Here is a 14,080-nt window from a genome sequence, read left to right as displayed (position 1 = left end):
ACAACACACTGATTAGCAGTGATTTTAAAAATTATTTAGATTAATCCATTTTCCCTATGATAAAAAACTACTCCCTCGTTTTTATAGCATTCTTATGTTTTAGCTTGTCTGGTTTTGGGCAAGTCACCATTGCACAACAAGATTTTGAAACAACACCTGCCGCTCCCGTTATGACCTTTACAGGAGGTAGTGTTGCTACAGGTACAGGCCCATTTCCTTCAGGACAAGATAACTTTGTAAGTGGTTCTCAAGGTAGAAAAGTTACAAACGCAACAACAACCATTGAATTTAGTAATGTCAATACATCATCATACACTGATGTTGACTTCTCAGTTAAATTAGCTTCTTTTGGAGGTTCTAGTGGAAACGGTGCTGACGGTAGTGACTATGTTATTGTAGAGGTTAGTGACGATGGAGGAAGTACATGGACGCAACAAGCAGAAGTTAATGGTTCGGGAAATGCATTATGGCATTTTGGCCAAGGCTCTACAGAATCTAACACCTATAATGCAAGCGGTTATTATACATCTGTAACAGGAGGAGATGGAACTTCTGGTATTAATGAAATTATTATTACAGATTTACCAAGTGTTGCTAATCTTAGAATAAGAATACTATTTGAAAATAACTCTGGAAACGAAACTTGGATTATAGATGATGCTAAAATTGAAGGGGTTTCAGCTTCAACGGATACAGAATTAAATTTCGCTTCAGCAACATATTCTACAAGTGAAGGTGATGGTTCTATTAATTTATGTGTTGATATCACAAATCCAAGTGCTTCAACAGCAACAACTGCTCAGGTGGTATTAACCTCTGGTACAGCACCACACTTGTCATACATTACTCAAATCATCACGTTTCCTGCTAATACTAGTGGGCAACAATGTGCAACTGTCAATTTAGCTGATAACACTAACTGTTTTGATGCTACTGATTATACCTTTGAAATACAAAGCGTTTCAGGTGGTGACTCCGCAACTTTTGGAACCCAAAATGTTACCACACTAGAGATATCAGATGATGATACTTCCGCAGGAGCATTTAAAACACTATCTTTTGAGGGATCCGATAATTTCGTATACACTGGCGGAGGCACTATAAGCACTACAACAAACAAATATTTTGGCACCTCTTCATATAGACTTACAGGGAGTAACAACTTAACCACAGAAAATGTAGATATAAGTGCGTTTACGAATGTAACTTTAAATGTTGCTTTTGCATCTTCAGGAGCTGACACTAATGAAGACTTATATTTAGATATTTCTTATGATAATGGTACAACTTGGATAGGAACAGGTTCAGAACAACTTGTTGATGGCTACAGTAATGCTAATATAAATATGGGGAATACAAATGCTTACAACCCTACTACTGTTAGTACCAATCCTTGGATAGTGAATATTGCTGATTTAGAAACACAAATAAGAGTCAGATTAAGAGCCGTAGGATTAGACGGTAGTGAATATTATTATGTTGATGATATTATTCTAAGCGGAGATTCGTGCCTATGTTCAGCACCAGCAGACCCAATAGGTAGCATATCAGGCACAACACCTGCATGTGCTTCAACTACCTTAACCTATTCAGGGACTCCCGCAGCAGGTACGGTGAATTACTGGCAAACAAGCCCTACAGGAACCGACGAAACCTACAATGCTACGGCAACCTACACGGCGACGACCTCAGGCACTTACTATGTAAGAGCCTACGATACGGCTGGCACCTGTTGGTCAGATAATGCATTAAGTTACGCGGTAGTCATAGAAAATGGAGTACCAACCTTAACGCAACCTACCAACCAAACCGAAGTGATACCAGATACAGCAACATTCTCGGTGAGTTCTTCGGATACAGACACCTACCAATGGGAGGTAAATACAGGTTCGGGATGGACTGATGTTACCGGAGGTTCTGGCGCCACTACAGACACGTACACCACAGCGGCAACATCGTCTCCAATGGATGGCAATCAATACCGTTGTATTCTTACGAACATCTGTGGAGATACAACCTCTAATGCAGTAACCTTAAATTTAAGTAACGATACTCCTAACAATGCCAGAAATATTGAAGCCTGTTTAGCAGAAACAAGTATCAGCCTAGAGTGGGATGCGTCAACCGGCTCACCTAGTCCTACAGGTTATATCGTATTTGCACAACCAGGAAGCACAGTGCCAACAAGTACAGCTGCTGCTGCAGGAGATGCGTCTACCTATACCGCAAATACCAATTACACCTTAGCAACTACCTATGGCACCCTTGGGAAAGTCGTATACAAAGGCAACAGTACCAACACTACCGTAACAGGTTTAACCAGTGGTAATGATTATACATTTAAAGTGGTAGCCTACTATAGCGAAGACTTGACTGGTTGGGCAACTGGAATTAATATTACGGGCTCATTTAACGACACCTTTACTATTGGTATGCCTACCGCAACACTTACAGGGGCTTCAGTAGCACCAACCTCATCTGTATTAACATGGACCAACCCTTTACCAACCTCCTGTTATGAGATACTAATTGTAGCCAACCAAGGTAGCACAACGTTTACACCTGTAGATGGCACAACGTATACTGCAAACGCCACCTATAGTGGTTCAAATTCCATTGTGTTTATGGGCAATGGCATCACCACAACCGTAAACGGTTTAACAGATGCCGTAGAATATTGCTACACTATATTTGTAAGAAGTGTTGCAACAGGAGAGTGGAGCGCTGGAGATTCCGTATGCCAAACTACGGGACTTTCCTACTGTACTAGTGAAGGAGGTAGCTCTACAGATTCTGGGATCGTAAATGTATCTTTAAATACCATCGATCAAGACTCAGATTCAGATGATGCCTATACCGATTTTACAAGTGTTTCCACAGATCTTACTTTAGGAGAAACTTACCCTTTAAGTGTAAATGTTAATACAGGTGGAAATTATACCTCGTATGTAAAAGTTTGGATTGACTGGGACCGCGATGGCTCTTTTAACAGTTCTTCTAACGAAGCTATAGAATTAGGAACTATAGACAATGATTCTGATGGACAACCTTCTTTATCGCCTATAAACATTACCGTACCATCTAGTGCTACGGTTGGGAACGTTAGAATGCGCGTGAGTTCTAACTCGGATAGCTCAGATAATGACTATGCAACATCTTGTCAATCTTTTGGCTATGGAGAGGTTGAAGATTACATCATTAATATTGTACGCCCAATAGGTGCAGAAATACATGTAGAAGGGAATAACAACACTATTCTTAACGGAGACATTACAACAAGTGGTTTAAACAACACCTCTTTCGGGACGACCAGCATTGGCAGTACAATTGTTAAGACATTTACTATTGAGAGTATTGGGGCTTCGGCTTTAAACCTAACAGGTAGTCCGGATATACAAATAACAGGCACCCATGCTTCAGATTTTGTAGTAACAACACAACCTTCAAGCTCTAGCTTAAGTAGCGGACAGCAAACCGATTTTGTAATAACTTTCACACCTTCTGGGTCTAATATAAGAACAGCTAGCGTAGTAATACCGACAAATGATAGTGACGAAAATCCATTTACGTTTGCAATTCAAGGTAATGGAGAATGTAACCCAGCAACTTACGAAATGTCACCAAGCAGCGGCCCAGCTGGCACTGTAGTTACGGTGACAACCACAAGTGGCTCTGATGCAGACAGCGCAACAGCTTTATATGATGGAATCGCTGCAACAGTAACCTATATATCATCATCTGAATTTCAAATTAGAATTCCTGATACTGCCATTAGTGCCAATATAACCTTTGACGATGTCACAGGTTGTGCTCGAGATTTACCCTTTACAGTAATCACTTCAGACATTTCAAGTTGTGACGGGCTCGGTGTGTTACCAACAGATATTTTTATTAGTGAAGTAACTGATAGAGATTCGTCTGTAGATGGACACTCTTATGTAGAATTGTATAATGGTACAGGAGCGGCAGTTGATATTTCAGATTACTCTATTGAAGTACATAGTAATGGAAACTCTTTTGTAGCTGGATATATAAACATTCCTAACGGAACAACACTTGCGGATGGAGATACCTACGTAGCTTCATTTGGTACAGGATCAAATAATGTAGACCCAGTATCTCAGCACGATTATTTTAGCTCTAATACAACAGGTATTAATGATAGTGACCATTTAATTCTAAACGACGGCTCAACCGACATAGATTTATGGGGAGACACTTCAGGAGATCCATTTACCGGAGGGGTGGGTTCAGATTATAGCGATGGCACACCAAATGGAAGTGATTATACCTATAGAAGACTATACTCAGGTACCACGTTACCAAGCATGACATGGAATCCTGCAGATTGGACATTAATTACTCCACTTAACTATTCAGATATAGGTAATTATGATTTCTCAATAGGGACAGCACCTACAGTAACAGTACAACCAGCAGATTCCGATTTTAACTGTGAATTTTCGGCTAGTTTTACCATCGCTGGTATGGAGGGTTCTGACGAATCAGGTGACACACAAGAATTAGCTTACCAATGGTACTATAACGCGCCAGGAAATACAGCTTGGACTGAAATTACAGCAGGCAACACTGATTACTCAGGTCAGCAATCCCCAACCTTAACAATCGCCAACTCGTTTAACCTAAATGGCTATCAATATTACTGTCAATTAAGAGAAGATGATGCGACATGTTACAAAGCATCAAATGCAGTGAGCTTAGAAGTACTCGTTTCAACTTGGGACGGTACATGGTCTGCAGATCCAACAATCGATAGTTTTGTAATACTCGATGAAGATTATGATACGGCTGTAGGTGGTACACAAATAAGCTTTGAAGCCTGTAGCTGTGAAATTACAACCGGTAATGAATTAATAATTTCTGACAACACCTATGTAAAAGTAGAAAACAATCTTGTTGTAGATGGTAGTATAGCGGTGCAACCTTACGGCGCTTTTGTGCAAGTTAATGACGCGGGTACCGTTACAGGTAATGTCTTATCAAATAAAACCAAAATACAAGTGTACAAAAAAACACCTTGGTTAGAATCACGCCATGAGTACGTGTATTGGAGTGCTCCTGTATCTGGAGAAACCATTGGGGACGGGCTTGCTGAAGCAAATACAGGAAGAAGATACACCTACCTAGGTCAGAATTTCTTAGATGCTACTGCCGAAACCAATAACAACGGAGCAGCCGTTGCAGGGCAAGATGATGTAGATGACGATAATAATGATTGGCTATATGTTAATGGAGCTACCATTATGCAACCTGGTGTGGGCTATGCCGCAACACAAAATAATATAACGCCATTCCCAACGCAAATCGACTATATATTTGAAGGGCCTTTTAACAACGGGGTTTACAACATTCCTATTTATAGAAACGACTCTGAAACAAATGACAATAACTGGAATCTCATTGGTAACCCGTACCCTTCTGCTATAGATGCAGAAGCTTTCCTTTTGGCTAATGCGACCATTGGTGAAACTACAGGACCACTCGCGGGAGCAATTTTCTTTTGGTCACATGCAACTGAAGCTGCTTCAGATGAAAACGGTAATCAAGGACTTAACTATGCACAAAGTGATTATGCCATAATTAATGGCTCTGGGCAAACCGCAGGAGGAGATAATGTAATGCCCGAGAAGTTTATCCCTTCGGGTCAAGCCTTCTTTGTATCAATGGATGATGGCGTTACACCTACTACGGTTAGTGGAAACATTAAATCAACCGAGGTTATATTTAACAATAGCATGAGAGTTACAGGAGATAACACTCAGTTCTTTAGATCAGAAACCGCAGATGAACCGAATAGATTATGGCTAAACTTAAACACAGACAACGGAGTCACTAATCAAACCTTAGTGGCCTATGTTAATGGAGCGACAGATGATTTTGATGGCACCTATTACGATGCAAAAAAGAATGTATCCACAGACGTTAGCGCCGTAATATATTCAGTTCTTGAAAATGCTGAAGTTGAAAAATTAGCCATTCAAGGTAGAAACCCAAACAGCTTAACACTAGACGAAGTAATTCCTCTTGGTTTCATAACAGGTATTGATGTACCTACACTATATAGCATTTCAATATATCAATTTGAAGGTGCTTTTATGACGGAAAACGCGGTATATATTAATGATAAACTATTAAATACATTTCACAACCTTAAAGATTCAGATTACACCTTCACTTCAGAAACAGGCGAATTCAACGACCGTTTTGAAATTGTATTTACACCAACTACACTCTCTATAGACGACAACATAGTTGAAGCTAATGAAGTAACAATTACAGAATTACAAAATGGCGATGTTCAATTTAAAGTTGGAAACAACCACACTATAAAACACGTCGCTATTATAGATGTCACCGGACGCATCATTTATAGCTTACAAGGGAATGATGCTATTGAGGTTTACCATCTATCTAAATTGAGTCAAGCAGCTTACATTGCCAAGATCACCTTATCCAACGGACAGGTCATCAGCAAAAAAGCCATCAAACAACACTAAATAAACACTCTATATATTTTGTAAAATAAGTCGCATCTAAAAAATGCGGCTTATTTTGTTTCACGCCAGAAATGGTTAGGCCTCAGAAAGAATCCCAACCAAAGCTTCATTAGGGTTCACCCATAGTAACCTCGGGTCATACTCGGGTGATATTCGGATAATGAGCGGATAATAAGCGAGGTTCACCCATAGCTCCTCCGTATCTACTCCGTATCTCCTCCGTATGTGAGCCGTATATAAGCCGTAGCATCCTCGGGTCACATAACGTGGAGTGCAAAAGCTCATAACCATCAAAAGACCAAAGCCTTTACAGAAGCAAAATATCAAAAATAGTATTGCTGAAAACTAAGCAGACCGCTACTAAAGCGTATATTTTAAAGCGAGAATAAAATTCCGACCGGCTGCAGTTATTCCCGAAGAGTATGGTCTATAACGTTGATCGGTTATATTTTCTAAACTAGCCGTTACACTAAGTTGGTCATTATAATGATATTGCGCTCTAAAATTAAGCGTATACCAAGACGGTGCATACGGCTGACCATCAGCATCTAAAGCGTAAATATAATCCTTGGCAGTTTCTGAAGGAGCCATTTGATCAAAGTCTAGTGTATTGTTATAAATCATAAAGGCATCAAACAATAACCTGTTCTTTTTCCAAACCAAATGCGTGCGTCCAAAATTAGGGGCCACATGCCGTACCGGTTCTTCTACTCCATTATTATCTTCTGTACCTCCAATAATATTATACTGAGAACGGAGTTTTAATTGTTTAGTGAAGTTAATGTCTATACCTGCTTCAAAACCATAAATCCCGGCTTTAGACGCATTCTGTATGGCCTGAATCGTACTTAACTCACCACTATAAACCATTTCGGTTTCACCATTGAGCTCATAATCGCGTCGTATTAAAGCATTATCTAAAAACGTGTAATAGGTCGCTAAATCTATAACGACTTTATTTTCAAAATTCAATTTCAAACCCAACTCACCACTATAAGCGTATTCTGCTTTTAAGTCTTTATTAGGTACCACAACAGAGCCTGGTTCGCTATCAAACACCTTACCAATATCGTCAATATTTGGAGCTCTAAACGCCGTAGAGGCATTAAGTTTCCATTGAATAACGTCACTTGGAGACCATGTAATACCTGCGGTTCCTGTTAAAGCTCCTGTATTCACCTCAGCAGCATCAAAAGGTAAATTTAAAAACACATTATTGGCCGTAAAATCCGCTTTCGCAATCACCTGATTAAACCGAAGACCAGACTGAAATACAAATTTAGAATTCGGTTTATGCTTTAAACTAGCATATGCCGCAACAGACTGCCACGTAGAACCATCCGGATAGCGCGTAAGGCTAACTGTATCCTGATTAGTTTCTATGTTGGTATCATACCCATCGGAATGCACCGTATTATGTAAGTATTCTAGACCATAAAACAAACTTGTTTTAGGGTTTAACGTTTTCTCTAAATCTAAATTAAACGAAATGGCATCAACAGATTCAGCTCTCACAGCACGTATGTCAGATTGAAAATCCCGATCCTCCCGACTCTCCTTAAAATTCTGATACGCTAAAGTCGTTTGAATCTTATCATACAAATTAGAATGACTACTCAATTTAGTAAACTGAAAATTCCCCATAAACCATTCTTGTGGTCCATAATTCCATTCAGCCGAACGTAGCTCATCTCCACGATAACGAAGGAGCCTATCATATCTAGAAAAATCTGATGTCGTAGAATAATACAAGCCTAAATCAAAATCTAAATCATCAGAAGATTTATAACGCACCTTTTGCATCAAATTTAGTTGATCGTAACCAGTTGGTGTTTGCATCTTAGGATTGGGGTTAGCAACAATAACATCTTCCCCATTTTGCTGGGTGACATATTCTGGTCTCAAGTAATCATCAGGACCATGACTTCCCATTCTTAAATCATCAAAATCAGTATAACTCACACTCGTCAAAAACGCCCATTTCTTATACCCTAAATTAAAATCCAAATGTCCTGTTGTTTCAGTATTTGCAGAAGCGAATCGTGTTAACGCCGTAGCACTAAAATCTAAAGCATCAGTCTCAGAGAACTGCGGTTTTTTAGTGTAAAAGCTCATCACTCCTCCAATCGCATCACTACCATAAACCACGGAACCAGCACCAAGTGTGACCTCTGTATGTTGTATCGAAAACGGATCTATAGCAATAACATTTTGAAGATTACCACCTCTAAAAATAGCATTATTCATACGTACACCATCAACAGCAATTAAAAGCCTGTTTGTAGAAAAACCCCTAATCATAGGACTTCCACCACCCAATTGACTTTTCTGAATGTAAATATTACCAGTATTTTCTAATAAATCGGCACTCGTTTGAGGATTAGACAAGGCAATATCTTTAGCACTGACATTAACAATGGTTTGTGGAATATCCCTCTTACGTTGTTCAAACTTAGAAGCAGAAATAACAATTTGATCCAGCCCTTCTACTTTAAGCATGAGATAAACAATGCCCTGCTTATTTAAGATTTCAGATTTGGTGAAGTGTTCCTCTTCATATAAAAAATCCTTAAAATATATAATTTCCTTCTCATTGAAAAGCGACAACGATGCTTGACCTTTTGAATCCGTAATAATCGTTTTACTTTTAATGTAATTAACAAGTGCAACACCAGGAATTGGCATTTGACTATCAGCTTCTAAAACAGTTACGGTTTGCCCGAAGCTTAACTGTAAAAAAAGAAATAAAAAAATAGTATGTACGCTATTGCGCTTCACTTGTGAACTCACAATCATTATAGTTTTTTGGCAGAAGTGACTTAATGAAATACCTCGTTAAGCACCTGCAATGATTTAGGCTTTCTAAAACTTCCTAAATGTAATTCAAAATAATGCAACAGCATATTTAAAAATTCTTGCCGCTGTTTTGCTTTTATGTTTACCGTATGTAGTGCATCAAAACTTGTGCCTAACAGACGTTTTAAGAGTGTTAAATTTTCACCAGATACGGAGTAAATACCATGATTAGAAGCTTCAAAAACTCCAGATTCCAAATTGAAAAAGGCGTGGTCATTATCTAAGTTTTCTGGTAGAAAGCCTAAGTAGCGTGTCAGCTTTAAAAGAAACAATAAATGAAAGTTTGAAAACTGATCTTCATTATCTAAATACTGAAGTGATGCTGTTATAAAATCGAATAAATCGTCATTCTTTTCTTCTTCTTTTAATACATTGGAAAGAATTTCGGATAAAAATAAAACGATCGCACTTTTATATATATTAGTATGAAGGCTTTTGTAGATATAATTAAACTTAGTTTCTTTTATAAAATGAAGCGACTGATTGGGTTTGTAGTTTTCTTCTATTTGAAGTTGAGACAACGCTTGAAAATAAACCGTTTTTGAAAGGCCTTTTTTAGATTTCAAAACACCTCTTAACATATAGCTCACCACTCCACGTTGCTCCGTATAGCACTTAACAATAAGGTCGTGATCTCTATATTTTAATTTAGAAAGCACGATGCTGTTGTTTTTTGAAAGCATGTTTATTGGACGATTAGAACTTTGAGCACTTTAGTTTCAAAAGAGTCTAAATCTGAAATCAGTATTAAATACACACCGGTTCTCACTACATTATTCCCAAGATTTTTACCATTCCAAATAGCAGTTCCTCCATCGATGGCAAAGTTATAATTTGCATTAGACGATCTTAAATTAACATTAGACTGTGCTTCTGCTACCAAATTACCTTCAATATCTGTAATTTTTATATTCACACGTTCTGTGAGCCCACTAACTTTTACACCTTTTGTAATATCATTAAGATCGTTAAAACCAAGAATATTATACTCTGGTCGTACAGGATTTGGATAGACAAAAGCATCTTCTAAAGTCGATTCTGTTTTTGAACCACCAGCCTTAAAAGATAAAAGACCTTTTATTGTGGCGATATACACCGTACCATTATTAGGATCAATTGAGATGTCATTAATTCTATTTGATGGCAATGGAGAATTGTCCTTAGTAAAATGATAAATGGTCGTTTGCCCATCTGGAGAGAGATAAAACACGCCAGAATCTACAGTTCCAATCCATTTATTATTAGAACCATCAACCTTAATATCTGTTACGGTTTCGCCTTCTAACAATTCTTTTGCAATTCCCTCTTCCAAAATAATTATAGAACTCAATGTTGGGTTAGAATCCTCATAAAACCCTGAAGTATTATAAAGCACTCGTATCCCTGTAAACATGCCAACCCATAATTGATTTCTGGTATCTATAGCAACAGCATTAACTCTCGGAACTGGTAAACCTTGTTCTGCAGTACTAATATTTCGAAGAGGAGTATTAGTGATCGTTTCATTGTAAACATAAAGTCCGTTCTTATAACCACCAATCCATTTGGTACCATTATTATCAATTGCTATATCAAAATAACCAAATTCATCACGAATAGCATCTTGTATAATACTCGAAAAATCATAGCTTTTCCAGTTTCCTGTAATTGGGTCATACGATTTCAAAGGTTCAAATACAAGCGAGGTCAATGACCACAAAAGTCCATCACTGTCAAATGCAGTAGCAGAAACCCTAATACTCCTAAAGTTTGGAGAAGTTGGCACTAACAAGGATTCTAAGCCACTATTGGTTTCGTCATATAAAACGGTAGGTTCAAAATCATTTAATTCTAAAAGACCATCTTGAAATGAACTTACAAATACTTGATTTGAAATAAAGGGATTTACCGCAATTTGCGACAAATTTCTACCGCCTAATAAGCTATCATATGGGATACTCTCCCAAACCTCATTTCTATAGTAACTCAAACCTCTAGTTCGTATGGGATCTGGAACTAATGCTTCCGTATAATCCCCAAAACTAGACCAAACCACACCAGATTCCGCGTTAAGCCTAAACGTTTCATTAAATAAAGGGCCATTGGGTTTTATCTCAGAGTATTCACCAACAGTAGAAATAGAATTACTTAGAACGCCAAAAGCCTCTGTACCTATATAAATAGAATCATCTAAACTTGTTGCTGAAGTAAAATTAGAATCAAATTCTTCTGTAGGCTGAAAGCTTTTTACGAGTTGTAAATTTTCATCATATACATAAATCGAAGAGCTAGTTGAATAAACAAGATTTGATGCTGACTTATCAGCATCTAATGGTAAGGTAGGAAAAGTAAATAATGTATTAATTGAAGCTCCATTAATTTCGTAAAGCACCTTATTATCTCGTACAGAATACATTTTATTATTAATTGTATTCATTGTATGATAATTTCCTATTATAATAGTTTGCCATTGCTGATAATCTATTAAGTTTGGATTGTCTAAGTCGGCTTTTTTTATGCCATTACTAGCGCTACATGCTGCATAAATTTCGTTATTTAAAATTGAAACTTGGTTTACAGACACCTGAGACCCGCCATTCCCTAAAAAATAAGTGTCACCAAATTCTAAGCGCTCTAAATCATAAACAGAAACACCATAATCTGTAGAGATATAAATTTCTCCTTCATTTTCAAAGAAATGATTAATTCGTTTATTAGCTGGAGTAATGTTGACTTTATCCAAAATATCAACCACAGATAACACCGAATTTTCAGTTTCAGAATAGACTTCAATTAATCCGGTTTCATATCCAACAAGTAAATATTGGTACAACTCACTATAATAAATAGTAGTAATTTGTTCTCCCGAAAGTCCTTCTACCGACGTAATTGTCGTTAGTTCATTGGTCTGTATGTCATATCTAAAAACAGCATTTTGAGCAGCTGCATATATTTTATTTTCACCACTAACCACATCTACTATATCATTATAGGAATAATGGCCTTGCCATAACGTTGAGAAATCTTGACTATAACAAGAAGCCGTAAGCCCAAATACTAGAATAAAGATTTTAAAAACAGTGTTGCACATTAATTAATAAGGTTTGTCCAAAGATATTTAATACTAACGATAATTTTGCGCTTATCATATATTATGTCATAAAAAAGCTTCTGTAACAAAACAGAAGCTTAATAATAATTTTTAAACTTAGTTATACGACTCCTTGGGCTAGCATAGCATCTGCAATTTTCACAAAACCTGCAATGTTTGCTCCTTTAATATAATCTACAGAACCATCTTCATTTTCTCCATAGTGCACACAAGAATCGTGAATCGCTTCCATGATACCTTTTAGTCGTGAATCTACCTCTTCTCTTGTCCAGCTTAATCTAAGTGAATTCTGGCTCATTTCTAATCCTGAAGTAGCAACACCACCAGCATTAGAAGCCTTACCTGGAGCAAACAATAATTTTGCTTTTTGAAATACTTGAATAGCTTCTGGTGTTGAAGGCATATTTGCTCCTTCAACCAAACACATACAACCATTTTCAACTAACTGTTTTGCGTTCTCTTCATTTAATTCATTTTGAGTTGCACAAGGCAAAGCGATATCACATTTTACAGACCATGGTTTTGCATTGTCAAAATACTCTGCATTAGGATATTGATTTACATAGTCACTAATTCGACCACGTTTTACATTTTTAAGATCCATTACAAATTCTAACTTTTCCTTATCAATACCATCATTATCTAAAATATAACCTCCAGAATCTGATAGTGTAATTACTTTGGCCCCTAACTCGATTGCTTTTTCTGCGGCAAACTGAGCTACGTTTCCTGAACCAGACATCACAATGCTCTTACCTTTTATTGTTTCCTTCTTTAGTTTCAACATATTTTGCCCAAAATAAACCACACCATAACCCGTAGATTCAGGTCTAATTAAAGAGCCTCCCCAAGTTGGTCCTTTACCCGTTAATACACCAGTAAATTCATTTTTTAGTTTTTTATACATTCCAAACATATAACCAATCTCTCTTCCTCCAACACCTATATCTCCTGCTGGCACATCTGTAAACTGCCCTATATGCCTATATAATTCACTCATAAAAGCCTGACAAAAGCGCATAATTTCATCGTCCGATTTTCCTTTTGGGTTAAAATCAGATCCACCTTTACCTCCACCCATTGGCAAGGTCGTTAATGCATTTTTGAATACCTGTTCAAAAGCTAAGAATTTTAAAATACTTGCATTTACAGAAGGATGAAAACGCAAGCCTCCTTTATAAGGCCCAATGGCAGAGTTCATCTGAATTCGATAACCTCTATTGACTTGTATCTCTCCGTTATCATCAATCCAACTGATTCTAAAAGATATTAATCGTTCTGGTTCTACCATTCTTAACAGAATATTTTTACCTCTATATAATTTATTTTGAGCTATATATGGGATTAATGATTCTGCTACTTCTTGAACGGCCTGTAAAAATTCAGGTTCATGACTATTTCTTGCTTGCACTTCTGCTAAAAAAGCATCAATTTTTTGCCTCATTGGTATTTATTTATTATCGAAATTAAATAATTCATTGACCAATTCTAAATAATAATCTATTTTTGTCAAAATAATAGGATATTTTATTTTATACAGGCATTTGTAAGAATATTTTGATATATTGTGGCTTACTTATTACTTTAATAATTAAGCATCTATCATTTTTATTAA

At 37.2% G+C, this 14,080-nt stretch carries 5 protein-coding genes; 1 reads left to right on the top strand and 4 read right to left on the bottom strand.

Annotated features, from left to right (window positions below; all coding sequences use genetic code 11):
* Window positions 1–56 precede the first annotated feature (56 nt).
* Complete coding sequence (locus HM992_RS04565) at window positions 57–6,518, top strand: GEVED domain-containing protein (protein WP_179318875.1); 6,462 nt, start codon at window positions 57–59, stop codon at window positions 6,516–6,518.
* Between the two features lie 360 nt (window positions 6,519–6,878).
* On the opposite strand, the gene HM992_RS04560 is transcribed toward HM992_RS04565, so the two are convergent.
* The 4 genes from HM992_RS04560 to gdhA all read right to left on the bottom strand — a co-directional run bounded on the left by HM992_RS04560 (window position 6,879) and on the right by gdhA (window position 13,909).
* Window positions 6,879–9,314, bottom strand: a complete 2,436-nt coding sequence (locus HM992_RS04560) for a TonB-dependent receptor plug domain-containing protein (protein WP_179318874.1) — start codon at window positions 9,312–9,314, stop codon at window positions 6,879–6,881.
* Between the two features lie 23 nt (window positions 9,315–9,337).
* Window positions 9,338–10,057 (bottom strand): DNA repair protein RecO, encoded by a 720-nt coding sequence (gene recO / locus HM992_RS04555; RefSeq protein WP_179318873.1) that lies wholly within the window; start codon window positions 10,055–10,057, stop codon window positions 9,338–9,340.
* Window positions 10,058–10,059: 2 nt separating this feature from the next.
* Window positions 10,060–12,444, bottom strand: coding sequence for a type IX secretion system anionic LPS delivery protein PorZ (porZ, locus tag HM992_RS04550; protein ID WP_179318872.1), 2,385 nt, complete (start codon window positions 12,442–12,444; stop codon window positions 10,060–10,062).
* Between the two features lie 121 nt (window positions 12,445–12,565).
* On the bottom strand, window positions 12,566–13,909 hold the full coding sequence (gdhA, locus tag HM992_RS04545) for an NADP-specific glutamate dehydrogenase (RefSeq protein WP_178986191.1): 1,344 nt from the start codon (window positions 13,907–13,909) through the stop codon (window positions 12,566–12,568).
* Window positions 13,910–14,080 lie beyond the last annotated feature (171 nt).

Origin of the sequence: Winogradskyella helgolandensis (assembly GCF_013404085.1) — a bacterium.
Classification (GTDB): domain Bacteria; phylum Bacteroidota; class Bacteroidia; order Flavobacteriales; family Flavobacteriaceae; genus Winogradskyella; species Winogradskyella helgolandensis.
This window is presented reverse-complemented; position numbering and strand designations above follow the sequence as displayed.